Below are 23,279 nucleotides of genomic sequence, written 5' to 3'. Positions count from 1 at the left end.
AATCGTCCCCACGTTCACGTGCGGCTTGGTCCGCTCGAACTTGCCTTTTGCCATTGTTTCGCTCCTCGACAACGAGACTGGATATCAAGACTTGGTGCCCATGGCGCGGATCGAACGCGCGACCTCTCCCTTACCAAGGGAGTGCTCTACCACTGAGCCACATGGGCCGATCAACTGACCGTCGACACAGGCTTGAATCCGGGCAAGGACACCAAGCCTCTGGCGACGTGGAGCGGGAGACGGGAATCGAACCCGCGTCATCAGCTTGGAAGGCTGGGGTTCTACCATTGAACTACTCCCGCTCGGGAGACAACACGCCTTACTCAATCTTTGGTGGAGGAGGCTGGATTCGAACCAGCGTAGGCGTAAGCCAACAGATTTACAGTCTGCCCCCTTTAGCCACTCGGGCACCCCTCCACGCAGAGCCCGCGATCATAGCACAGGCGCTGGTGCCCACCAGTCGATCCGGTCGGCGGTCTGCAGGAAGTGACGTCCCTCCGCCATGAATCGGCGCTGGAAATCGTTGGAGGGGTGGCGCGTCACCAGGGTGCTGACCGAGGTTCCCGCTGGCTGCGCGTCGATGAAGAACTGACGCGCCTTGTCGCCCCACAGCATGAACACAGGAGGTTTTGGCAGCCTGCACAGAATCTTGACAATATCGGATGTGAGCGCCTGCCAACCGCAGTCGATGTGACTGCCGATGCGGCCCACCTCGATGGTCAGCGTCGGGTTGAGCAGCAGCGCGCCTTGGTGCGCCCAACCGTCGAGCTTCCACACCGGCGGCGGCCTGAAACCGGGTTTGTCCTCGGCCAGCACCTGAAAGATGCGGCGCAGCGAAGCCGGCTTGCCGTGGCCGGCGGAGAAGGCCAGCCCGTCGGCATGACCCGGTTTCGGGTAGGGGTCCTGCCCGAACACGACCACCTTGACGTCCTTGGGCGCCGCGAATCGCAGCGCCCGAAACGGATCGGCCGGGGCGATCTCGCGGGCATCCGACACCGCGCGCACGCGCTCGACGATCCCGGCGAAGCGTTCCGGCGTCCAGGCCGGCAACGCCGCTGCCCAGGGCGCCGGCAGGGTCGCGCAGGCTGCGGCCAGGTCGTCGGCAGTCATCCGAACAGGCTGGCCAGCGCCACGCCAGGGTCGGCGGCACGCATGAAGGCTTCGCCGACGAGGAAGGCGGGCACGCCCGCATCGCGCATGCGCTGCACGTCGTTCGGGGTCAGGATGCCGCTCTCGGTGACGAGCAGGCGGTCCCTGGGCACAAGCGGCAGCAGGCCCAACGTGGTGTCCAGCGTCACCTCGAAGGTGCGCAGGTTGCGGTTGTTGATGCCGACCAGCGGCGTCCTCAGGCGCAGTGCACGCTCAAGTTCCTCGCCGTCGTGCACCTCGACCAGCACCGCCATGCCCAGCGCCTGCGCCTGATCCTCGAGATCGGCCATCTGCGCGTCGTCCAGGCTGGCAGCGATCAGCAGGATGCAGTCCGCACCCATCGCCCGCGCCTCGAAGACCTGGTAGGCATCGACCATGAAGTCCTTGCGCAGCACCGGTAGTTCGCAGGCGGCGCGGGCCTGGCGCAGGTAATCGGCCGAGCCCTGGAAGAACTGACGGTCGGTCAGCACGCTCAGGCAGGCGGCGCCTGCACGCTCGTAGCTGGCGGCGATCTCGGCCGGCACGAAATGTTCGCGCAGCACGCCCTTGCTGGGACTCGCCTTCTTCACCTCGGCTATCACGCCGGCGCGGCCGGCAGTGATCTTCGCGCGCAAGGCACCGACGAAGTCGCGCTGGCCACCCCGCTCTTCCGCCTCGCGGCGCAGCGAGGCCTCGTCGCGCGCCTGCCTGGCCGCGGCGATCTCTTCGCGCTTGACTGCGACGATCTTGTCCAGGATGTCGCTCATGCCCCCGCCAATTCCTTGGTGCGTGCGACGAACTGATGCATCTTGGCCAGTGCCTTGCCCGAGGTCAGCGCCTCGCGCGCCATCGCCACGCCGTCGGCCATCGTGCCGACGGCGTTGGCCGCATACAGCGCCACGCCGGCATTGAGGATCACGATGTCGCGCGCCGGGCCCGCCTCGTCGTCGAGCACCGCGCGCAGCATCGCCTTGCTCTGCTCGGGCGTCTCGACCTTCAGCGTGCGGTTGCTCGCCATCGTGAGGCCGAAGTCCTCCGGGTGGATCTCGTACTCGCGGATGTCGCCGTCCTTGTACTCGCCGACCATGGTGGCGGCACCCAGCGACACCTCGTCCATGCCATCGCGTCCGTAGACCACCAGCGCATGCTCGGCACCGAGGCGCTGCAGCGCGCGCACCTGGATGCCGACCAGGTCGGGGTGGAACACGCCCATCAGGATGTTCGGCGCGCCGGCCGGGTTGGTCAGCGGCCCGAGGATGTTGAAGATGGTGCGCACGCCGAGTTCCTTGCGCACCGGTGCGACGTTCTTCATTGCCGGGTGGTGGTTGGGCGCGAACATGAAGCCGATGCCGGTGTCGGCGATGCACTTCGCAATGTCCGCCGGCTTGAGCGACAGGCTCACGCCGAGCGATTCCAGCACGTCCGCACTGCCCGACTTGCTCGACACGCTGCGGTTGCCGTGCTTGCTCACCCGCGCGCCGCAGGCCGCGGCGACGAACATGCTGCAGGTCGAGATGTTGAAGGTATGTGAGCCGTCGCCGCCGGTGCCGACGATGTCGACCAGGTGCGTGCGGTCGGTCACATCGACCTTGGTGGAGAACTCGCGCATCACCTGCGCGGCGGCCGTGATCTCGCCGATGGTCTCCTTCTTGACGCGCAGGCCGATCAGCAGCGCCGCCATCATGACGGGCGACATCTCGCCACCCATGATGCGGCGCATCAGCGCGAGCATCTCGTCGTGGAAGATCTCCCGGTGCTCGATGGTGCGGGTCAGCGCTTCGGTGTCGGTGATGGGCATGGCGGGCTCCTGGCGGGGGCGCGATTTCAGTGCAGCGCCTGGCGCAGCACGGCGATGGCCTGGTCGATGGCCTCGTCGTCGACGTCGAGGTGGGTGACCAGGCGAAGTTGGTACAGGCCGGTGGCGAGCACACCGTGCTCGCGCAGCGTGGCGACGACGGTGGCGGCGCGCTCTCGCGGCAGGTCGACGAAGACCATGTTGGTCAGCGGCACCTGCACGCTCACGCCGGGCAGACCGCGCAGGCCCTCGGCGAGGCGCCGGGCACGCGCATGGTCGTCGGCGAGGCGGTCGATGTGATGGTCCAGCGCGTGCAGCGCCGCCGCGGCCAGCACGCCGGCCTGGCGCATCGTGCCACCGGCCATCTTGCGCACGCGCTTCGCCTTCGCGATCAACTCGGCCGAGCCGACCAGGGCCGAGCCGACCGGCGCGCCCAGGCCCTTGCTGAAGCACACCGACACGCTGTCGAAGAGCTCGGCCATCGCGCGGGCGTTGGCGCGCGCATCGCCGCCCGTCGCCACCGCCGCGTTGAACAGCCGCGCGCCGTCGAGGTGGGTGGCCAGGCCGTGGCGGCGCGCCAGCTCGGTCGCCTCGCGCAGGTAGTCCGGCGGCATCGGCCTGCCGCCCAGCGTGTTCTCGAGGCACAGCAGACGCGTGCGCGCAAAGTGCGGGTCGTCGGGCTTGATGCTGGCTTCGATGTCGGAGAGCTGCAGCGTGCCGTCGGCCTGGTGCGCGATCGGCTGCGGCTGGATGCTGCCGAGCACGGCACCGCCGCCGGCCTCCCAGCGATAGGTGTGAGCCATCTGGCCGACGAGGTATTCGTCGCCGCGCTGGCAGTGACTCATCAACGCACAGAGGTTGCTCTGCGTGCCGCTGGGCATGAACAGCGCCGCTTCCTTGCCGAGCATGGCGGCGACGCGCTGCTGCAGCGCGTTGACGGTCGGATCGTCGCCGAACACGTCGTCGCCGACCTCGGCGCGCGCGATCGCCTCGCGCATCGCCGGCGTCGGGCGGGTGACCGTATCGCTTCGAAGGTCGACGATCACGGCCTGAGCTCCAGGAAGTTCTTCAACATCGCGTGTCCGTGCTCGGTGAGGATGGACTCCGGATGGAACTGCACGCCCTCCAGCGGCGTCTTCGTCCCGGCCAGCTCGCGGTGGCGCACGCCCATGATCTCGCCGTCCTGCGAAGTGGCGGTCACCAGAAGCAACTCCGGTTTCGTGGCCTGCTCGATCACCAGGGAGTGGTAGCGGATCACCGTGAACTGCTTGGGCAGCCCGGTGTAGACGCCGCGGCCATCGTGGGTGATGACGTCGGTCTTGCCGTGCATCTGCGTCTTTGCACGCACGATGCGGCCGCCCATGGCCGCGCCGATGGCCTGGTGTCCGAGGCAGACGCCGAGGATGGGCAATTTGCCGCTGAAGGCCTGGATCGCCTCGACGCAGATGCCGGCCTCGGCCGGCGAGCAGGGGCCGGGCGAGAGCACGAGGTGGTCGGGCTTCAGCGCGGCGATGCCGGCGACGTCGATCTCGTCGTTGCGGAAGACGCGCACCTCCTCGCCCAGCTCGCCGAAGTACTGCACCAGGTTGAAGGTGAACGAGTCGTAGTTGTCGATCATGAGCAGCATGTCAGAAGCCCTCCTCGACGAGTTCGGCCGCTCTGATCAGCGCTCGGGCCTTCGCCTCCGTCTCCCGCCACTCCATCTCCGGCACCGAATCCGCCACCACGCCCGCCGCCGCCTGCACGTACAGCGTCTGGTCCTTGACGATACCGGTGCGGATGGCGATGGCCACGTCCATGTCGCCGGCAAAGCTGAGGTAGCCACAGGCGCCGCCGTAGATGCCTCGCTTGCTCGGCTCGAGCTCGTCGATGATCTCCATCGCCCGGATCTTCGGCGCTCCGGTCAGCGTGCCGGCCGGGAAGGTGGCCTTGAGCACGTCGATGTTGGTCATGCCGTCCTTCAGCAGCCCCTCGACGTTGCTGACGATGTGCATCACGTGCGAGTAGCGCTCGACGACGAAGGCCTCGGTGACCTTCACGCTGCCGGTGCGCGCGATGCGCCCGATGTCGTTGCGCGCCAGGTCGATCAGCATGACGTGCTCGGCGCGCTCCTTCGGGTCGGCGAGCAGCTCGGCCTCCAGTGCCTTGTCCTGCTCGGGCGAGGCGCCGCGCGGCCGCGTTCCGGCCAGCGGCCGGATCGTCACCTTCTCGCCTTCGGGCACATGCTCGTGGCGCACCAGGATCTCGGGGCTGGCGCTGACGATCTGGAAGTCGCCCATGTCGTAGAAGAACATGTAGGGCGAGGGGTTCAGCGAGCGCAGCGCCCGGTACAGCGACAGCGGGCTCTCGGTGTAGCGCTTGCGCAGCCGCTGGCCGATCTGCACCTGCATCATGTCGCCGGCGGCGATGTATTCCTTGCTTTTCATCACCGCGGCAAGGTAGTCGTCCTTGGCGAACTCTCGCTCCACGCCGTGCGCCGCAACCCGCTTGACCTGTGGCGCGGTGACGCTGTAGCGGAGCTTGTCGCCCAGCTCGGCCAGGCGCCGCTTGGCCTTGAAATAGGCCTCGGGTTCGGCGGGGTTGGCATAGACGATCAGGTACAGCCGCCCGGAGAGGTTGTCGATGACGGCCAGTTCCTCGCATTGCAGCAGCAGGATGTCGGGCGTGTCGATGCCGCCTTCCTTCCACGTCTTCGCCAGCCTGGGCTCGATGTAGCGCACGGCGTCGTAGCCGAAGTAGCCGGCCAGCCCGCCGCAGAAACGCGGCAGCCCGGGGCGCAGTGCGACCTTGAAACGCGACTGGTACGCGGCGACGAAGTCCAGCGGGTTGCCCTCGTGCGTCTCGACCACCACGCCGTCGGTGACGACCTCGGTCTTGAAGCCGCGGGCGCGCAGCAGCGTGCGCGCCGGCAGGCCGATGAAGGAGTAGCGGCCGAAGCGCTCGCCGCCGACCACCGACTCCAGCAGGAAGCTGTGCCTTCCCCCGCCGTTGCCGTAGGCGAGCTTGAGGTACAGCGACAAGGGCGTCTCGAGGTCGGCGAAAGCCTCGGTCAACAGCGGGATGCGGTTGTAGCCCTGCGCGGCCAGGCTCTTGAATTCGAGTTCGGTGATCACGGGTCAGGGCCCTCCACGGCCCGGCGGACGGGTTGCTCGTCCGCATGACGGTTCGATTCGGTGGTGCCGGCGGGACGGACCAGCCGATGGAGCCGAAGGGCGCGCTTCATGGGGGAACGCGGCGCTCCGCGGCAGGCAAACGCGCCGGGTCAGCGCCCGGCGTGGCAGCAGGAGCGGCGCCAGGGCCAGGCTCCCCGGTCGTGCGACCTCTTGGTTTGCGTGCGCGTCGAAAACATGGGCGCCGAGTGTAGCAGCGGCCACGAAGTACCTGGGGAGCGCTCTCCACTCGTGCAATACGCCATGGACAAGCCCCGGCCCGCTTTGCCAAACTCGCGGGCTTTGCGGGCCTACCCGGCTGCAGCCAACCACTTCGGAGAGCGTCGTGATCCGTCGCACCATCGTCCTGGTCGCCACCTTGCTGGCGTGCCTGACCACCCCGATCGCGCAAGCGCAGGCCGTCGAGCTCGCCGGCGTCAAGTACGAACCGTCGCTGCAGATCGGCAGCAGCACGGTGCAGCTCAACGGGGCGGGCATCCGCTACAAGGCCGTGTTCAAGGTCTACACCGCCGGCCTGTACCTCGCCGCCAAGGCCGCCACCCCCGAGGCGGTGCTCGCCGCGCCGGGCGCCAAGCGCATTCACATCGTCATGCTGCGCGACATCGACGGCAACGAGCTCGGCAAGCTCTTCACCCGCGGCATGCAGGACAACGCATCGAGAGAGGACTTCTCCAAGTCGATCGCCGGCACGATCCGCATGAGCGAGATCTTCTCGCTGCGCAAGAAGCTGAACGCCGGCGAGAACTTCTCGGTCGACTGGGTGCCGGGCACCGGCACCGTCGTGATGCTCAACGGCAAGCCGGCGGGCGAGCCGATCAAGGAACCGGAGTTCTTCTCGTCGATGATGAAGATCTGGCTCGGCAAGTCACCGGCCGACGCGCAACTGAAGGACGCGCTGCTCGGCAAGGTGCCGCCGACGCGCGACCCCTTCGCCAACTAGGACCGCGCCAGTTCGTCGCGCCGGGCGTCGCGCCGGCGCATCACCGGGCGCGATCGTCCTTCAGCAGCGGCAGGAGTTCCGAGCCGCCCGAGGGCAGCAGCCCGACCTGCGAATAGGTCGCCAGCTTGTCGCGGGTGTCGACGATGTCGAGGTTGCGCATGGTCAGCTGGCCGATGCGGTCCTGCGGCGAGAACATCGACTCGCCCTTCTCCATCGTCAGCCGCTCCGGCTTGTAGGTCAGGTTGGGCGAGTCGGTGTTCAGCAGCGAGTAGTCGTTGCCGCGGCGCAGTTCCAGCGTGACCTCGCCGGTGATGGCGCGCGCCACCCAGCGCTGCGCCGTCTCGCGCAACATCAGCGCCTGCGGGTCGAACCAGCGGCCCTGGTAGAGCAGGCGGCCCAGACGGCGGCCGTTGTCGCGGTACTGCTCGATGGTGTCCTCGTTGTGGATGCCGGTGACCAGGCGCTCGTAGGCGATGTGCAGCAGCGCCATGCCGGGCGCCTCGTAGATGCCGCGGCTCTTGGCCTCGATGATGCGGTTCTCGATCTGGTCGCTCATGCCCAGGCCGTGCCGGCCGCCGATGCGGTTGGCTTCCATCAGCAGTTCCACCGGGCTCGCGAAGCTCTTGCCGTTCAACGCGACCGGCTGGCCCTCCTCGAAGCGCACCGTCACTTCCTCGCGCCTGACCTCGATGTCGTCGCGCCAGAAGGCCACGCCCATGATCGGCTGCACGATCCTCACGCCGCTGTTCAGGTGCTCCAGGTCCTTCGCCTCGTGGGTGGCACCGAGCATGTTGGAATCGGTCGAATAGGCCTTCTCGGCAGACATCTTGTAGGCGAATCCGGCCTTCGTCATGAAGGCCGACATCTCGGCGCGGCCGCCCAGCTCGTCGATGAAGGTCTGGTCCAGCCAAGGCTTGTAGATCTTCAGCGACGGGTTGGCGAGCAGGCCGTAGCGGTAGAAGCGCTCGATGTCGTTGCCCTTGAAGGTGCTGCCGTCGCCCCAGATGTTGACGTCGTCCTCCTTCATCGCGGTGACCAGCATCGTGCCGGTGACGGCGCGGCCGATCGGCGTGGTGTTGAAGTAGGTCACGCCGGCGGTGGAGATGTGGAAGGCGCCGCACTGCAGCGCGGCGATGCCCTCGGCCACCAGCTGCGCGCGGCAGTCGATCAGGCGTGCCTTCTCGGCACCGTACTGCATCGCGCGGCGCGGAATGTCGTCGTAGTCCGGCTCGTCGGGCTGCCCCAGGTTGGCGGTGTAGGCGTAGGGCACGGCGCCCTTGAGCTTCATCCAGTGCAGCGCGGCGCTGGTGTCCAGGCCGCCGGAGAAGGCGATGCCGACCTTCTGGCCGGTGGGAAGGTGTTGGAGGATGGTTGCCATGGTCTGGGGAGGTGCGGGGCCGGCCGGTGAGCAGGCTTGCCGAGGGCGGTATTTTCGACCCTTTTTGCGCGCCCGCTGCAGCAGCCTACTCGGCCATCACCGCGCGCCGCCGGCCGGCACGCTTGGCCGCGTACACCGCGGCGTCGGCGGCGGCGACCAGCGGCGACGCCGCGGCCGCGTCGGTGGCCACCATGCTGGCCACGCCGATGCTCAGGGTGACGTGCGGCGCCATCGGGGAGTCGGGGTGCGGCAGGGCAGCCGCCTCCACCGCCTCGATGCAGGTCAGCGCCAGGGCCATCGCCTCGGCGGCGCCGGTGTGCGGCAGCAGCAGCGCGAACTCCTCGCCGCCGTATCGCGCCACGAGGTCGCCGGCACGGCGCACGCAGTCGCGCAGGACCTGGGCGATCGCGCGCAGGCAGTCGTCGCCCATCGGGTGCCCGAGGCTGTCGTTGTAGCGCTTGAAGTAGTCGACATCGACGAGCAGCAGGGCCAGGGGCTGGCCATGGCGGCCGCTGCGCTGCCACTCCTCCTGCAGCACGCGGTCGAAGCGACGGCGGTTGGCGATGGCCGTCAGCGCGTCGGTCTCCGACAGCAGGGCGAGTTGCGCGCTGGCGTCGCGAAGCGCCTGCGCATAGGCCTCGCGCTCCGACAGGTCGGTGAACAGCGCGACGAAGCGCGCCGCGCCGGAGGTCTCCAGCCGCGAGAGCGCGAGCTGCACCACCACGGCATGGCCGTCGCGGTGGCGGGCGCGGATGTCCTGCGGCGCGCCGCGTGCCGCGCGAACGTCGGTTGCGCGAGTCGACAGCAGCGCCAAGGGGTCGGTGCTGTGGCCGACCAGGTCCGCGGGCACGAGCACGCGCAGGTCGCGGCCGACCAGCTCCTCCTCCGTCCAGCCGAAGATGGTGGCCGCTGCCGGGTTGGCCGACAGCACCACGCCGCGCTCGTCGAGCATGAGGATGGCCGACAGCGCCGTGCCGATCACCGCGTGCAGTTGCGCACGGCTGTCCGCGAGGCGCGCGTTGAGCTGCTTGAGCTGCTGCTCGCGCTGCACCAGCTCGGTGACGTCGACGCGCACGCCTGCGACGCCGCCCAGCCGGGTCGCGCGCTCCTCGATGCGCAGCCAGCGATTGCCGGGCAGCTCCTGCAGGAGGGGCTGGTCGGCATGACGGTGACGGTAGAGGCGCTCCTCGAGCCAGGTCAGCTCCTGACTCTCGGCCGCAGGGTACTGGCCGCGCGCGAGGCCGTAGCGCAGGATGGCCTCGAACGTGGTGCCGGGACGGATTGCCGGCGCGGAAAGCTGATAGAGGTCGCGGTAACGCTGATTGCACACCACCAGGCGGTCGTCTTCGTCGAACAGCGCGAAACCGTCGGGCAGTGCCTCGATGGCGTCCTCCAGCCGTTCGTGCGCCTGCTGGGCCTGGCCGCGAGCCTCGTCGAGCGCACGCTCCTTCTCGACCAGTTCGCTCACGTCGATGCTGAAGGCGAGCACGCTGCCGTCGGCCAGGCGCTGTTCGCTGATACGGCGCCAGCGGCCGTCGGCCATCTGACGCAGCAGGGGCGGGCCCGGGTGGAGGTGCTGCTGCACGCGGGCAGCGACGAAGGCTTCGACATGGCCCCGCGCCTGCGGGATCAGCCCGAGCGCGATGGCCTCGCGCACCAGCGCCTCGAAGCGCTGACCCGGCACGAGCCGGTGCGCCAGCCCAGGATAGAGCGCGCGGAAGTTGCGGTTGCACAGCACCAACCGGTCCTGCGTGTCGTACAGCACGATGCCAGCCTCCATGGCATCGAGCACTTCCTGGTAGGGCGGACCGCGGCGGCCGGTCAGCCAACGAGGCAGCCACCGCAGCAGCCGGGCAGACAGCGACGGAGACCGTTTGGCGGACGTGGCGGGCATGGCGGTCATGAACGGATCCAGCGACGCGAGGCGACGGGCGGTGACGAAGGAGCGGATGCGAAGGATAAGGCTTCGCTGATTTGCTTGATCTTGGGCAGGAACCGTGTATTCTGTATACAGAGTACACCAACCAGCCGCTGGCGATGACTGCCTCCCTGCTCAAGCTGAACGTCGCGCCCGACCTGGTCGATCAGGTCTATCGGGCGTTGCTCGGCGCGATCAGCGACGGCACGCTGGCGCCGGGCGCGCGCATCACGCAGGAAGAACTCGCGCAACAGTTCGCCGTGTCGCGCCAGCCCGTGCTGCAGGCGCTGCGCCTGCTCAAGCAGGATGGGCTGGTGCTCGATGCCCCCGGCCGCGGCGTGCAGGTCGCGCCGCTGGACGCGCCGGGCATCGCCGCCGTCTACCAGGTGCGCGGCGCACTCGACGGCCTCGCCGCCAGGCTGGCCGCCCGGCACCGTGAGCCACTGGACGGGAAGCTGATCGAGCGCGGCCGCAAGGCGGCGCGCGGGCGCAGCGTGCAGGCCATGATCGATGCCGACATCGCCTTCCACAACGCCGTCTATGCCGCTTCCCACAATGCGCTGATCCCGCGCAGCGCCCACCTGCACTGGGCGCACATCCGCCGTGCCATGGGCGCCTCGCTGCAGGCGGCGGCGCTGCGCGAGTCGGTGTGGGACGAGCACGAGGCCATCGCGCGGGCCATCGCCGAGGGCGACGCCGAACGCGCCGAACGCCTGATGCGCGAGCACGCCGATCGCGCCAGCGACCACATCACCCGCCACCTCGGCGCCGCCGCGGGTGGCCACGCGGTGCACATTGCCCAAGGAGACAAGCCATGAGACTCACCCCCGAGCAGATCGCCGAGTTCGACCGCGAGGGCTACCTGTTCTTCCCCGGGCTGTTCACGCCGGCGGAGACAAAGGTGCTGACCGACGCCGTACCCGATCTCTACGCCCGCCGGGAGGCCTACAACGTGCGCGAGAAAGACTCCGACGCGGTGCGCACGAACTTCGCCGCGCACCTGTACAGCGCGCCGTTCGCCAGGCTGGCGCGCCACCCGCGCATGGTCGAGCCAGTGCAGGACCTGTTCGGCGAGAAGCTGTACATGCACCAGTTCAAGATCAACGGCAAGATGGCCTTCGAGGGCGACGTCTGGCAGTGGCACCAGGACTACGGCACCTGGAAGAACGACGACCTGATGCCCACCGAGCGCGCGATGAACGTGGCCATCTTCCTCGACGACGTGAACGAGTTCAACGGCCCGCTGATGTTCATCCCGGGCAGCCACAAAAAGGGCGTGATCGACGCGAAGCACGACCTGACGACGACCAGCTACCCGCTGTGGACGGTCGACAACGACCTCATCCGCCAGCTGGTCGAGCGCGCCGGCGGCAAGAACGGCGGCATCGTCTCGCCCAAGGGCCCGGCCGGCTCGATGATCCTGTTCCATTCATGCCTGGTGCACGCCTCGACGAGCAACCTGTCGCCGTGGAACCGCGTCAGCGTCTACCTGAGCCTGTGCGCCGTCAGCAACCACATCCGCCGCTTCAAGCGGCCGGAATACATCGCACACCGCGACTTCACGCCGATCGACTGCCTGCCCGACGACTGCCTGCTCAAGCCCTACCCGGTCGCGCTGCCGTGGCAAGACGGCATGCCGGGCCGCGCGTTGGTGACCTCCCCCGAACCGATCGCCGAATCCAGAAAGGCCGCCTGACATGAATCTCCACCGCAAACTCCAGCAGCGCGAGGCCGAAGGCCGGCCGGTGCGCATCGGCCTGATCGGTGCCGGCAAGTTCGGCTCGATGTATCTCGCGCAGGTGCCGCGCACGCCCGGCGTGCACCTGGTCGGCATTGCCGACCTGTCGCCCGCTGCGGCACAGGCCAATCTTGCGCGCGTCGGCTGGGACGCGGCGCGCACGCAAGCCGGCTCGCTCGACGAGGCAGTGAAGACCGGCAGCACCCACGTCGGAGACGACTGGACGGCGCTGGTGCGCCATCCGGCGATCGACGTGATCGTCGAATGCACGGGCAACCCGATCGCCGCGGTGGACCACTGCCTCGAAGCCTTCAACCAGAAGAAGCACGTCGTCAACGTCACCGTCGAAGCCGATGCCTTCTGCGGAGCGCTGCTGGCGAAGAAGGCGGCCGATGCCGGCGTCGTCTACTCGATGGCCTTCGGCGACCAGCCGGCGCTGATCTGCGACCTGGTCGACTGGGCGCGCACCTGTGGCTTCCCGGTGGTGGCCGCGGGGCGCGGCCACAAGTGGCTGCCGCACTTCTGCGAGTCGACGCCGGACACGGTGTGGGGCTACTACGGCCTCACGCCGGAGCAGGCCGTGCGCGGCGGCCTGAACCCGAAGATGTTCAACAGCTTCCTCGACGGCTCCAAGCCCTCGATCGAGTCGACCGCCGTGTCCAACGCCACCGGCCTGGCCGTGCCGAGCAACGGCCTGCTCTACCCGCCGGCGAGCGTGGAGGACATTCCCTACGTCACCCGTCCGAAGAGCGAGGGCGGCGTGCTCGAGCGCAAGGGCATGGTCGAGGTGATCTCGTCCCTCGAAGCCGACGGCCGACGGATCCCCTACGACATCCGCATGGGCGTGTGGGTCACCGTGGAGGCCGAGACCGAGTACATCAAGAACTGCTTCGAGGAGTACAACGCCCACACCGACCCGAGCGGGCGCTACTTCACGCTCTACAAGCGCTGGCACCTGATCGGCCTGGAGGTCGGTGTGTCCGTGGCCAGCGTGGCGTTGCGCGGCGAGCCCACCGGCGTGGCCACTGGCTGGAACGCCGACGTGGTCGCCACCGCCAAGCGCGACCTGGCGCCGGGCGACATGCTCGACGGCGAGGGTGGCTACACCGTCTGGGGCAAGCTGCTGCCGGCGGCGACGTCGACGGCGATGGGCGGCGTGCCGCTCGGCCTGGCACACAACGTGAAGGTGGTGCGCCCCGTGAAGAAGGGGCAGAGCCTGAGCTGGGCCGACGTGGCGATGGACACCGGCACGCACGCCTACCGCACGCGCAAGGCCATGGAGGACCTGTTCGCGCCCGCTGCCCGCAGGAGCGCCTGACATGGCCTCGGACGACCTGCTCATCCGCGGCGCGCAGATCTTCGACGGCAGCGGTGCCGATGCGGTGAGCGGCGATCTCGCCGTTCGTGACGGGCGCATCCGGGCCATCGCCACCGGCGGCCGCTCGCTGCCGGTCGACGCCGCGCAGGTGATCGACGCCAGCGGCCTGGCGCTGATGCCCGGCATCATCGACAGCCACACGCACTTCGACGCCCAGGTCACCTGGGACCCGTACGTGCGGCCGTCCCCTGCGCTGGGCGTGACCACCGCGGTGATCGGCAACTGCGGATTCACCATCGCACCGTGCCGCCCCGCCGACAGGGAGCGCACGATGCGCAACCTCACGCAGGTGGAAGGCATGTCGCTGGACGTGCTGCGCCAGGGCATCCGCTGGGAGTTCGAGACCTTCGCCGAGTACCTCGCGCAGCTGCGGCTCAGCCGCAGCGCGGTCAATCTCGCCTGCTACGTCGGTCACTCGTCGGTGCGCACCTGGGTGATGGGCGACGCCGCCACGCAGCGCGAGGCCACACCGGAAGAGATCGCCGCGATGGCGGCAGTGATCCGCGAGGCCATGGACGCCGGCGCGGTCGGCTTCGCCAGCTCCACCAGTCCGGCGCACAACGGCGAAGGCGGCATTCCCATGCCTTCGCGGCTGGCCGGCGACGCCGAGCATCTCGCGCTGATCCAGGCGATGGCGCATCGCGGCGGCGGCGTCTACATGATCACCAAGGGCGGGCAGATGCCGGTGGCGCTGCTGGAGGAGATGGCAGCGCGCGCCGGCCGGCCGGTGATGATCGCCGCGCTGCTGCACAACGGCACCAACCCCGGCGCGGTGTTCGCCGACCTCGACGCCATCAGCGCCGCCAATTCGCGCGGCCGTCAGCTGATCGGACAGGTGTCGTGCTGCCCGCTGACGATGGAGTTCACGCTCGCCTCGCCCTACCCGGTGGAAGGCCTGCACAGTTGGCAGCCGGCGCTGGCCTTGAAGGGCGCGGCGCTGGAGGCGTTGCTGGCCGACCCGCAGTTCCGCGCCCGCGTGCGGGCCGAACTCGCCGCGCCGGCCACCTTCCGGCTGTTCAACGGTGAGTGGGAGAAGGTGCACGTGGTGCAGGTCGCGCAGGAACGCCACCGCGCACTCGAGCAGAAGAGCATCGCCGAACTGGCGCACCGCGCCGGCAAGGACCCGCTGGACTTCATGATCGACCTCGCGCTCGACGAGGACCTCACCACCATCTTCACCGCACAGCTGCTCAACAGCGACGAAGAGGCGGTGGCCCGGCTGCTCACGCACCCGCACAGCCTGGTGTCGCTGTCGGACGCCGGCGCGCACCTCACCTTCTTCAACGACGCCGGCTTCGGCCTGCACCTGATGGGCCATTGGTCGCGCGAGCTCGGCGTGATGAGCCTGAGCGAGGCGGTGCGCCGCCTGACGCTGCAGAGCGCGCAGATCTTCGGGCTGCAGGACCGCGGCCTGCTGCGCGAGGGCTTCGCCGCCGACCTGCTGCTGTTCGACCCGGCCACGGTGGGCCGCGCGCCGACGCGACGCGTGCACGACCTGCCCGGCGGCGCGCCGCGGCTGACCACCGATGCGCTCGGCGTGCACGGCGTGTGGGTCAACGGCCGCCAGGTGGCGAACAACCAGGGGCTGCTCGACGGGGCGCCGCTGGCCGGCGAACTGCTCACCGATTTCGTGCGCTGACGGGCGCCTCGCCCGCGCAGAGGTTCTGCGGCCTGCGTCGCGGAAGGATCCTGCCTGCCGCCCCGTCAAGCAGCCGCATCGTCTGCACGCACCTGATACATCTGCTCTCACTCCCCGCAAGGGCTAACCGGTTTCTTGTGCGTCAGGTTGTAAGGTCATCGCCGTTTGCCAAGTTTTGACGCAAATTGGGTGTGGCAAGGCTGGAAGATGTACCCGCACTACTAAAAAAGGGAGCGGGTCTTGTCATTCTTCGGCCTGTCGTTCGGCAGACGTGCCGCGGCGCGTACGGCGTCGTCCATGGTGGTGAACGAGCCGCGCGGCGGCTGGTTCCACCGCGAAGAGGCCATCATGGGCACGGCGATCCGCGTCGAGCTGTGGTGCGACGAGGAGCGCGCGGCGCAGTCGGCCATCACCGCGGTGATGGACGAGATGCACCGCATCGACCACGCGATGAGCCCGCACAAGCCGGCGTCGGAGTTGTCGATCATCAACCGCGACGCGGCGCGCGAGGCCGTACCGCTGAGCGGGGAGATGTACCGGCTGCTCGAACGCGCACTGGATTTCTCCCGCTTCTCCGATGGCGCCTTCGACATCACCTTCGCCAGCGTCGGACAGCTCTATGACTACCGCTGCGGCATCGCCCCCACGCCCGAGGCGCTCGAGCGGGCCCGCGCCGCGATCGGCTGGCGCAACCTGATCCTCGAGCCGAAGGCACGCACGGTGCGCTTCGCCCGCGAAGGCATGCGCATCGACCTCGGCGGCTTCGCCAAGGGCCACGCGGTGGACAACGGCGCGGCCATCCTCGCCGCACTGGGCATCGAGCACGCCATCGTCACCGCCGGCGGTGACAGCCGCGTGCTCGGCGACCGGCGAGGCCGGCCCTGGACGATCGCCATCCGCGATCCGCGCCGCGAGGGCGGCGTGGTCGCCGTGCTGCCGCTGGAAGACACGGCGATCTCCACCTCGGGCGACTACGAGCGCTACTTCGAGCGCGACGGGGTGCGTTGCCACCACCTGATCGACCCACGCACCGGCCGCTCGCCGGACCGCGTGCGCAGCGTCACCATCCTGGCGCCTGAAGGCCTCACCACCGAGGGCCTGTCCAAGACCGTGTTCGTGCTCGGCGTCGAGCGCGGCATGGAACTCGTCGAATCGCTCTCGGGTGTCGATGCCGTCGTCGTCGACGCGGCCGGGGCCCTGCACTACTCGTCCGGGCTGCTTTCGGGCAGTCCTTCAGCGGTCGACGGTGCCCGGCAATGACCGGGCCGGCATCAGAGGAGGCGAAGATGAAGAAACTGTCATGTCCCCGGGGCCGCATCGCGGCATTCGGCCTGGCGGCCGTGGCCGCCGCCATCGCGGCGGGCTGCTCCGGCGGCAGCACCGGCGAAGGCACCGTCACGGTGTCGGGCGAGGTGCCGATTGCCTACGTCAAGCGCTCCACCGCGATGACGATCAATCCGACCAACGGCTCGCCGAGCGCGCCCGGCGGCGACCTCATGCTGCGCGAGAAGTCCAGCCCCAGCGCGCCGGAGCACAACCTGACCGCGCGCTTCACGCAGGGTGTGGGCGACGCCTCCGACCCCGAGGTGTCCTACGACGGCAAGAAGATCGTCTTCTCGATGAAGTGCCCGACCTCGAACAGCGCCGAGATCGAGGGCGTTCCCGCCTGCACCGGGCGCTGGAACATCTGGGAATACGACATGACCGACGGCGGCATGACCGGCGGCACGTTCCGCCGCCTCACCGCCTCGACGACCGACGACGACGTCGACCCGGCCTACCTGCCCGGCGGCCGCGGTTTCGTGTTCACCTCCAACCGCCAGGGCCGCACGAGGACCGTGCAGGGCGGCCGGACCTTCTACGCGCTCGACGAGTACGAGCGCGAACGCGTGCTGCAGCTGCACACGATGGACAAGGACGGCGGCGCGATCACGCAGATCTCCGTCAACGCCAGCCACGACCGCAACCCGGTGGTGCGACCGAACGGCGAGATCATGTTCTCGCGCTGGGAGCACGTCGGCCCGCGCAACCGCTTCGCGGTATTCCGCGTCAAGCCCGACGGCACCGACATGTTCGTGCTGTACGGCGCGCACAGCCCGGGCAACAGCTTCCTGCATCCGCGCGACATGGACCCGAAGGGCAAGTACGCCGGCTATGTGTCTTCCGACCTGATGGCGCTGTCGCGCACCCAGGAGGGCGGCTCGCTGATGCTCATCGACGCCGCCAACTATTCGGAGCAGAACACGCCGTCGACCAAGACGGTGGCGGCGGTGGGTGGCCAGGTCGAGGTGACCGACAAGCCGCTGAACCAGAGCCGCGGCCTCTCGCCCTATGGCCGCATCTCCACGCCCTACCCGCTGTGGGACGGCACCGACCGCGTGCTGCTCGCCTATCGCCCCTGCGAGGTGACACGCAACGGCACGGTCATCCCGTGCGCCAACCTCACCGACGCCGAGCGCGCCATGCTGGAGGACGAGACGATGTCGCGCGCGGAGCGCGCTGCCGCGCCGGTGCAGGACAACGCGCCGGCGGCCTACGGCATCTACATGTACGACCCGGTCAAGCAGACCTTCCTGCCGATCGCCTCGCCGCCGGCCGGCTTCATGTACGTCGACCCGGTGGCCATCGAGGTGCGGCCCGAGCCGAACGCCACCGACCCGACCAGCGTCGACGCCACTCTGGCGGCGCAGAACCTCGGCGAGATCGAGGTGCGCAGCGTCTACGACACCGACGGCCTCGACCGCAACGGCGAGTCGATGATCGCCGCCGCCGACCTCGCCAACGGCTGCAGCGCCGGCATTGCCAAGGCCGCACCGCTGAACGCCTCGGACACGCGCGCCCTGGTGGCCGACCTCTCGCGCATCAAGGACCCGGCCGACCCGGCCTACCACTGCTCGCCGATGCGCTTCATCCGCGCCACGCGCGTCGTGCCGCCTCAGGCCGGCAGCACCGGCATGCGCGAGGCGATCGGCGAGACCGACTTCGAGCCGCAGCAGATCCTCGGCTACGCGCCGATCGAGCCCGACGGCTCGTTCAAGCTGCGCGTGCCGGCCGACACGCCGCTGGCGCTGACCGTCATCGACGCCAAGGGCCGCGGCATCCAGACGCACCTGAACTGGATCCAGGTGCGACCCGGCGAGCGCCGCACCTGTCTGGGCTGCCACAGCCCGCGCCGCGGCGCGTCGATCAACGCCGGCACGGTGGTGGACACGCTGCCGGCCGCACTGAACCCGGCTCTGGCCAGCCAGCACCAGTCCGGCGAGACCATGGCCTCCCTGCGCACGCGCCTGGACAACTCGCGCTTCGCGCTGAGCGCCGACATGGAGTTCGCCGACGTCTGGGCCGACACGACGAAGACGGGCGTGACGGCACGTGCGCCGATCAGCATCCGCTACACCAACAACACCAGCCCGGCGGACGACCTCGCCACCCCGGCACCGACCAACGGATTCATCAACTACCCCGATCACATCCAGCCGTTGTGGACGCGCGATCGCGGCGCGAACACCTGCACCGGCTGCCACGCCGACACCGCCAGGCTCGACCTGCGCGGCACGATTTCGGGCACTGGCCGGGTGACCTCGTACGAGGAGTTGGTGGTCGGCGACCCGGTGATCGACCAGACCACCGGCCTGCCGCTGACGCGCCTGCGCGAGGGCGAGCCCGAGATCGTTCGTGGCGCGGCGCTCGTCGAGACCATGGCCGGCAACGCCGCCGGCATGGCGCGCTCGAGCCGGCTCGCCGAGATCATGTTCGGCGAGGCCCTGAAGGCCAGCGCCGACGCACGCACCACTCACCCCAACCCGCCCGCCACGGCGCCTGACCACTCCGCCATGCTCAACCTGGCGGAGAAGCGCCTGATCAGCGAGTGGATGGACCTCGGCGGTCTGTACTACAACGACCTCGTCGCCAACGGCAGCCCGGTGCGGCTGACCACGCTCAGCGAGGCGACGTTCGAGTCGCAGATCTTCCCGATCCTGCAGTCCGACTGCGCGAGCTGTCACCAGCCGGAGGGCAGTTCGGGGGCGGCGCAGACGGCGGCGTCGTTCGCCAACAACCGCTTCGTGCTCGCCGGCAGCGTCGAGGGCGACTACAACGTCACGCTGACGATGATCTCCGACGTGTGCAACGGGCCGTCGAATGCACTGCTGAGCCGGCCATCGACGGTGCCGCATCCCTCGGGCGCGACCGGCCAGGCCACGGCGCTGCTGCCCGCCGGCAGCGCCAACTACAACACCATCGCCGCCTGGATCGCCAGCGGCTGTCCGACGCAATGACGAAGCGACTCGCCGCGATCTTTGCCGCCGCGCTGGTGGCCAGCTGTGGCGGCGGCAACCCGCTGTCCAATCCCGACTCGGTGCAGAACCCGCCGGGCACCACGGGCCAGAAGCTGTCGTTCGTCTACTTCCAGAGGTGCATCAACGTCATCTACGACACGCCCCTGCAGGTCGACCAGAACGGCGTGATCTCCACCAACACCTGCGGCAGCGGCGGCTGCCATGACACCCGCACCGGCACCGGCGGCGCGCTGCGCGTCGTGCCGCAGGCGAACCTGGTCGACCTCGCGGCCAGCACGGTCGACGAGGTGCGCGCCACCGACATGTACAAGAACTTCTACTCCTCGCAGGGCGCGACGGTGATCGGCTCGCCGACGCAGAGCCGGCTGCTGGCCAAGCCGTTGCTCACCGTGCTGCACGGCGGCGGGCAGATCTTCGCCGACATGCAGGACGAGAACGCCCGGCGCATCGCCTACTGGATCAGCCGCCCGGTGCCTCAGGGGCAGGACGAGTTCAGCGTGGCCGGCAACAGCATGTTCACACCCGCCGATCCCGAGACCGGCACGTGCAACACCCAATGAGGCCGCCGACGTCCCCGTTCGTCCGCGGCCTGAGCGTGCTGACCCTGGCCCTGGCCGCCGCGCTGCCCGTGCACGCAGCCGACGAGGCGCCGCCCGTCGAGCGGCTGCAGGTCACCGACCCCTACCTCGAGATGCGCACCGGGCCGGGCCGCGGCTACCCCATCCACCACGTCGCCGCGCGCGCCGAGTGGGTCGAGATCCAGCTGCGCTACACCGACTGGTACAAGGTGCGCACCGAGAACGGCAAGGAAGGCTGGGTGCACCGCCGCCAGCTCGTCAGCACGCTGACCGAGGCGGGTGTGGCGCGCTCGTTCCGGGACATCGCCTTCGACGACTTCCTGCAGCGCCGTGCCGAGTTCGGTGCGGCCTGGGGCCACTTCAAGTCGGAGCCGATGCTCAAATTCTGGGCCGGCTACAAGCTGTCGGAGGCCATCGGCATCGAGGCCACGCTCGGCCAGGTGCAGGGCGTGTTCTCCGGCACCAACTTCTGGCACGTCAACCTGCAGCTCGAGCCGTTCTCCGACCAGCGCATCTCGCCCTTCTTCGCCGCCGGCGTGGGCAATTTCAGGAACATCCCCAATCTCAGCCTCGTGGCAGCCACGCCCACCGACGCCAAGCTCGCCAACGCGTCGATCGGCGTGCGCTACTACCTGACTGAGCGATTCGTGCTGCGCGCCGACTACTCGATCTACACCGCCTTCCTCAACGACGTCCGCTCCGGCGAGTACCGCGCGCTGACCGGCGGTCTGTCCTTCTTCTTCTGAGCCAGGCCCTACACAAGAACCACCATGCGACTGCCCGCCCTTCTCCTGCCCGCGCTGTTCGCCGCACCCGTGCTCGCGCAGACGCCGCCTGAATCACAGCCCGCCAACGAGCAGGTGATCGTGCCCGAGGTGCAGCGCCGCGACGTGCGCATCCCGAAATTCCCGTCCAAGGACTTCGAGGTCGGCGCGCTGGTGGGCACCTATGCGACGCAAAGCTTCGGCGCCAGCGCGATCGCCGGCCTGCGCCTCGGCTACCACCTCAGCGAGGACTTCTTCGTCGAGACCGTGTTCGCGCAGACCAAGGTCACCGACAAGACCTTCACCGAGATCTTCCCCGGTTCCGGCCCGCTGGCCGACACCGACAAGAAGCTGAGCTACTACAACGTCTCGGCCGGCTACAACATTTTCCCCGGCGAGATCTTCCTCGGCGGCAAGCTCGCCAAAGCCTCGTCGATCTACCTGATCGGCGGCGTCGGCAGCACCAAGTTCGCCAATCAGCGCAAGCAGACCTTCAACGTCGGCTTCGGCTTCCGCGTGCTGTTCAGCGACCGCTGGGCCGTTCGCGTGGACATGCGCGACCACATCTTCAGCTACGACCTGCTCGGTGTTCGCCAGAACACGCAGAACCTCGAGCTGACCACCGGCATCGCCTACTACTTCTGATCCCGCCCATGGACCACGCAGCGACTCCCCCGTTCTCGCCGAAGCGCCGCCGCCTGCTGGGCGCGGCCATGACCGCCGCCGGCGCCTGTGCACTCGGCAGCGCACGCGCTGCGATCGGCGGCGGCGCTGCCCCCGACTTCACCCTGCGCACCACCGCAGGCTCGAACATGCGGCTGCAGGAGCAGCGCGGCCAGGTGGTGATGGTGAACTTCTGGGCCACCTGGTGCGGCCCCTGCAAGATCGAGATGCCGCACCTGAACCGCCTGTACGAGAAGTACCGCAGCTCGGGCTTCGTGCTGATGGGCGTGAACATCGACGACGACCCGCGCAATGCGGTGGCCACGGCGACCAAGCTGGGCGTGACCTTCCCGGTGCTGCTCGACGGCGACAAGCGCGTCAGCAGGCTCTACGACCTGAGCACCATGCCGACCACGCTGATCATCGACCGCGACGGCCGCCTGCGCCACCTGCACCGCGGCTACCGCGAGGGCTACGAGCTGACCTACGACCAGCAGGTCCGCGAGCTGCTGAAATCATGAGCACGCGTCGCCTCACCCTCGGCACCTTGCTGGCCGGTGCCGCCCTGTCCGCTGGCTGCTCCTCGCTGTCGCTGCCGTCGATGCCCGAGCCCTGGGTCAAGCCCTACGAGCGCGAGCGACTGGCCGATCCGATCATGCGCGTCGGCGGCGATCCGCTGGCCGCACGGCACCGCGAGCACGTGCTCGTCGTGCGCGAGGCCTCGCGCGGTGCCAACACGGCACAAGGAGGCGGCTGTGGCTGCAACTGAAGGCCGACTCTCGCGCCTGCCCGGGCTGCTGCAGCGCCTGGTCGGTCTGCTCGGCAGCCTGCTGGCCGTCGGTGGCGCCAAGGCCATCGAGCTGCCGGAGAACCGCGCCGAGGCGCTCTACCACCTCTACAAGGGCGGCGGCGTCACCGCCGACGGCCCGGCGCTGCTGGTGCGCAAGAGCCTCGCCGACAAGGTGTCGCTGTCGGGCTCGTACTACGTCGACGCGGTGAGCAATGCCTCGATCGACGTGGTCACCACCGCCAGCCCGTTCAAGGAGAAGCGCACTGCCTACGACCTCGGCGTGGACTACGCGCACCGCGATTCGCTGATGTCGCTGTCGGTGTACCGCAGCAAGGAGCCGGACTACGTCGCCGAAAGCTTCAGTGTCGACGTGGCGCAGGAGGTGTTCGGCAACATGACCACCGTCGCACTGGGCTACACGCGCTCGGTTGACGAAGTGTCCAGGAATGGCGATCCGACCTTCGCCGACACGGCCAAGCACTGGCAGTACCGGCTCGGCCTCACGCAGGTGCTCACGCCGAGCATGCTCGCCAGCGCCAACCTCGAAGTCGTCTCCGACTCCGGCTACCTCGGCAACCCGTACCGGGCGGCGGTCGTGTTCGGCGCCACGGTGCCCGAGCGCATGCCGCGCACGCGTACCAGCCGCGCGCTGAAGCTGCGCGTCGTCGGCGACCTGGGTGACCGCAACGCCGCACGCGCCGAGTACCGCTACTTCTGGGACACCTGGGACATCAAGGCGCATACGCTGGAGGCGGGCTACAGCCGCTACGTCGGCAGCGACTGGCTGGCGGACGGTTTCACGCGCTTCTACTCGCAGAGCGAAGCACTGTTCTACAGCGACAACGCCACCACCGAGACCACCTACGTGTCTCGCAATCGCCAGCTCAGCGCCTTCCGCAGCCTCGGCCTGGGCGGCAAGCTGAGCTACGTGGCCAAGCGCGTTCCCGGCCAGTACGAGCTGAAGATCGTCGGCTCGTACGAGCGCATCCGCTTCAACTACAAGAACTTCACCGACATCCGCAACGGGCAGGCGTACGACTTCGACGCCAACCTGCTGCAGCTGTACGTGACCGCCACCTTCTGAATCCCGAAAGCATCGGCG

21 protein-coding genes and 3 tRNA genes are annotated in these 23,279 nt (G+C 68.9%); 13 read left to right on the top strand and 11 right to left on the bottom strand.

All coding sequences use genetic code 11. From position 1 onward, the window contains the following. Nucleotides 1-92 precede the first annotated feature (92 nt). From Q0599_RS03835 to trpE, 9 genes are all read right to left on the bottom strand, one after another. A tRNA-Thr gene (locus Q0599_RS03835) sits at nt 93-167 on the bottom strand. A 61-nt stretch (nt 168-228) separates the two neighbouring features. Further along, nucleotides 229-302, bottom strand: a tRNA-Gly gene (locus Q0599_RS03830). Nucleotides 303-331: 29 nt separating this feature from the next. After that, nucleotides 332-417, bottom strand: a tRNA-Tyr gene (locus Q0599_RS03825). A gap of 15 nt (nt 418-432) precedes the next feature. After that, nucleotides 433-1,110, bottom strand: coding sequence for a uracil-DNA glycosylase (locus Q0599_RS03820; protein WP_298825943.1), 678 nt, complete (start codon nt 1,108-1,110; stop codon nt 433-435). Beyond that, nucleotides 1,107-1,895 (bottom strand): indole-3-glycerol phosphate synthase TrpC, encoded by a 789-nt coding sequence (gene trpC, locus Q0599_RS03815; RefSeq protein WP_298825940.1) that lies wholly within the window; start codon nt 1,893-1,895, stop codon nt 1,107-1,109. Before trpC ends, Q0599_RS03820 begins: the two co-directional genes overlap by 4 nt. Then, on the bottom strand, nt 1,892-2,926 hold the full coding sequence (gene trpD, locus Q0599_RS03810) for an anthranilate phosphoribosyltransferase (protein WP_298825938.1): 1,035 nt from the start codon (nt 2,924-2,926) through the stop codon (nt 1,892-1,894). The genes trpC and trpD overlap by 4 nt, the downstream gene beginning before the upstream one ends. A gap of 26 nt (nt 2,927-2,952) precedes the next feature. Then, entirely contained in the window at nt 2,953-3,969 is a 1,017-nt protein-coding gene (ltaE, locus tag Q0599_RS03805; protein WP_298825936.1) for a low-specificity L-threonine aldolase, read from the bottom strand. Continuing rightward, a complete protein-coding gene (locus Q0599_RS03800; RefSeq protein WP_298825933.1) occupies nt 3,966-4,550 on the bottom strand; it encodes an aminodeoxychorismate/anthranilate synthase component II in 585 nt (194 codons plus the stop codon). Before Q0599_RS03800 ends, ltaE begins: the two co-directional genes overlap by 4 nt. 1 nt (nt 4,551) lies before the next feature. Beyond that, the gene (trpE, locus tag Q0599_RS03795; protein WP_298825930.1) at nt 4,552-6,036 is read right to left on the bottom strand and encodes an anthranilate synthase component I; all 1,485 of its coding nucleotides are present in this window, start codon (nt 6,034-6,036) and stop codon (nt 4,552-4,554) included. A gap of 385 nt (nt 6,037-6,421) precedes the next feature. Here trpE and Q0599_RS03790 point away from each other — a divergent pair, with 385 nt between their 5' ends. Next, nucleotides 6,422-7,033, top strand: a complete 612-nt coding sequence (locus Q0599_RS03790; protein ID WP_298825966.1) for a chalcone isomerase family protein — start codon at nt 6,422-6,424, stop codon at nt 7,031-7,033. Nucleotides 7,034-7,073: 40 nt separating this feature from the next. On the opposite strand, the gene argG is transcribed toward Q0599_RS03790, so the two are convergent. Together argG and Q0599_RS03780 are read right to left on the bottom strand one after the other, a co-directional pair. After that, nucleotides 7,074-8,411 (bottom strand): argininosuccinate synthase, encoded by a 1,338-nt coding sequence (gene argG, locus Q0599_RS03785; protein ID WP_298825927.1) that lies wholly within the window; start codon nt 8,409-8,411, stop codon nt 7,074-7,076. Nucleotides 8,412-8,496: 85 nt separating this feature from the next. Further along, nucleotides 8,497-10,314, bottom strand: coding sequence for a diguanylate cyclase (locus Q0599_RS03780; protein ID WP_298825924.1), 1,818 nt, complete (start codon nt 10,312-10,314; stop codon nt 8,497-8,499). A 134-nt stretch (nt 10,315-10,448) separates the two neighbouring features. On the opposite strand from Q0599_RS03780, the gene Q0599_RS03775 reads away from it, so the two are divergent. From Q0599_RS03775 to Q0599_RS03720, 12 genes are all read left to right on the top strand, one after another. Further along, entirely contained in the window at nt 10,449-11,147 is a 699-nt protein-coding gene (locus Q0599_RS03775) for a GntR family transcriptional regulator (protein WP_298825901.1), read from the top strand. After that, the gene (locus Q0599_RS03770; protein WP_298825898.1) at nt 11,144-12,025 is read left to right on the top strand and encodes a phytanoyl-CoA dioxygenase family protein; all 882 of its coding nucleotides are present in this window, start codon (nt 11,144-11,146) and stop codon (nt 12,023-12,025) included. The genes Q0599_RS03775 and Q0599_RS03770 overlap by 4 nt, the downstream gene beginning before the upstream one ends. A 1-nt stretch (nt 12,026) precedes the next feature. Next, a complete protein-coding gene (locus Q0599_RS03765; protein WP_298825895.1) occupies nt 12,027-13,385 on the top strand; it encodes a Gfo/Idh/MocA family oxidoreductase in 1,359 nt (452 codons plus the stop codon). A 1-nt stretch (nt 13,386) separates the two neighbouring features. After that, on the top strand, nt 13,387-15,084 hold the full coding sequence (locus tag Q0599_RS03760) for an amidohydrolase family protein (RefSeq protein ID WP_298825892.1): 1,698 nt from the start codon (nt 13,387-13,389) through the stop codon (nt 15,082-15,084). A gap of 240 nt (nt 15,085-15,324) precedes the next feature. Beyond that, nucleotides 15,325-16,344, top strand: coding sequence for an FAD:protein FMN transferase (locus Q0599_RS03755; protein WP_298825889.1), 1,020 nt, complete (start codon nt 15,325-15,327; stop codon nt 16,342-16,344). A gap of 26 nt (nt 16,345-16,370) precedes the next feature. After that, on the top strand, nt 16,371-19,361 hold the full coding sequence (locus tag Q0599_RS03750) for a hypothetical protein (RefSeq protein WP_298825886.1): 2,991 nt from the start codon (nt 16,371-16,373) through the stop codon (nt 19,359-19,361). Beyond that, nucleotides 19,358-19,942: a hypothetical protein gene (locus Q0599_RS03745; protein WP_298825884.1), complete on the top strand. Its 585-nt coding sequence runs from the start codon at nt 19,358-19,360 to the stop codon at nt 19,940-19,942. The genes Q0599_RS03750 and Q0599_RS03745 overlap by 4 nt, the downstream gene beginning before the upstream one ends. A gap of 35 nt (nt 19,943-19,977) precedes the next feature. Further along, the gene (locus Q0599_RS03740; RefSeq protein ID WP_298825882.1) at nt 19,978-20,706 is read left to right on the top strand and encodes an SH3 domain-containing protein; all 729 of its coding nucleotides are present in this window, start codon (nt 19,978-19,980) and stop codon (nt 20,704-20,706) included. A 24-nt stretch (nt 20,707-20,730) separates the two neighbouring features. Continuing rightward, on the top strand, nt 20,731-21,369 hold the full coding sequence (locus Q0599_RS03735; protein WP_298825867.1) for an outer membrane beta-barrel domain-containing protein: 639 nt from the start codon (nt 20,731-20,733) through the stop codon (nt 21,367-21,369). Nucleotides 21,370-21,377: 8 nt separating this feature from the next. Continuing rightward, a complete protein-coding gene (locus tag Q0599_RS03730) occupies nt 21,378-21,908 on the top strand; it encodes a TlpA disulfide reductase family protein (RefSeq protein WP_298825864.1) in 531 nt (176 codons plus the stop codon). Then, entirely contained in the window at nt 21,905-22,156 is a 252-nt protein-coding gene (locus Q0599_RS03725; protein WP_298825861.1) for a DUF4266 domain-containing protein, read from the top strand. The genes Q0599_RS03730 and Q0599_RS03725 overlap by 4 nt, the downstream gene beginning before the upstream one ends. Beyond that, complete coding sequence (locus tag Q0599_RS03720; RefSeq protein ID WP_298825858.1) at nt 22,143-23,261, top strand: DUF3570 domain-containing protein; 1,119 nt, start codon at nt 22,143-22,145, stop codon at nt 23,259-23,261. Before Q0599_RS03725 ends, Q0599_RS03720 begins: the two co-directional genes overlap by 14 nt. Nucleotides 23,262-23,279: the final 18 nt, after the last annotated feature.

It is taken from the genome of uncultured Piscinibacter sp. (assembly GCF_937952055.1).
In the GTDB taxonomy this organism is placed as follows: domain Bacteria; phylum Pseudomonadota; class Gammaproteobacteria; order Burkholderiales; family Burkholderiaceae_C; genus Piscinibacter.
This window is presented reverse-complemented; position numbering and strand designations above follow the sequence as displayed.

Excerpts from the sequence above, each read along its gene's own strand:
- Q0599_RS03770 (WP_298825898.1), top strand. The coding sequence starts at position 11,144 with ATGAGACTCACCCCCGAGCAGATCGCCGAGTTCGACCGCGAGGGCTAC.
- Q0599_RS03725 (WP_298825861.1), top strand. The coding sequence starts at position 21,905 with ATGAGCACGCGTCGCCTCACCCTCGGCACCTTGCTGGCCGGTGCCGCC.
- trpD (WP_298825938.1), bottom strand. The coding sequence starts at position 2,926 with ATGCCCATCACCGACACCGAAGCGCTGACCCGCACCATCGAGCACCGG.
- Q0599_RS03765 (WP_298825895.1), top strand. The coding sequence starts at position 12,027 with ATGAATCTCCACCGCAAACTCCAGCAGCGCGAGGCCGAAGGCCGGCCG.
- Q0599_RS03780 (WP_298825924.1), bottom strand. The coding sequence starts at position 10,314 with ATGACCGCCATGCCCGCCACGTCCGCCAAACGGTCTCCGTCGCTGTCT.
- trpC (WP_298825940.1), bottom strand. The coding sequence starts at position 1,895 with ATGAGCGACATCCTGGACAAGATCGTCGCAGTCAAGCGCGAAGAGATC.
- Q0599_RS03735 (WP_298825867.1), top strand. The coding sequence starts at position 20,731 with ATGCGACTGCCCGCCCTTCTCCTGCCCGCGCTGTTCGCCGCACCCGTG.
- Q0599_RS03750 (WP_298825886.1), top strand. The coding sequence starts at position 16,371 with ATGAAGAAACTGTCATGTCCCCGGGGCCGCATCGCGGCATTCGGCCTG.
- Q0599_RS03775 (WP_298825901.1), top strand. The coding sequence starts at position 10,449 with ATGACTGCCTCCCTGCTCAAGCTGAACGTCGCGCCCGACCTGGTCGAT.
- Q0599_RS03800 (WP_298825933.1), bottom strand. The coding sequence starts at position 4,550 with ATGCTGCTCATGATCGACAACTACGACTCGTTCACCTTCAACCTGGTG.
- Q0599_RS03745 (WP_298825884.1), top strand. The coding sequence starts at position 19,358 with ATGACGAAGCGACTCGCCGCGATCTTTGCCGCCGCGCTGGTGGCCAGC.
- Q0599_RS03730 (WP_298825864.1), top strand. The coding sequence starts at position 21,378 with ATGGACCACGCAGCGACTCCCCCGTTCTCGCCGAAGCGCCGCCGCCTG.
- Q0599_RS03820 (WP_298825943.1), bottom strand. The coding sequence starts at position 1,110 with ATGACTGCCGACGACCTGGCCGCAGCCTGCGCGACCCTGCCGGCGCCC.
- argG (WP_298825927.1), bottom strand. The coding sequence starts at position 8,411 with ATGGCAACCATCCTCCAACACCTTCCCACCGGCCAGAAGGTCGGCATC.
- Q0599_RS03760 (WP_298825892.1), top strand. The coding sequence starts at position 13,387 with ATGGCCTCGGACGACCTGCTCATCCGCGGCGCGCAGATCTTCGACGGC.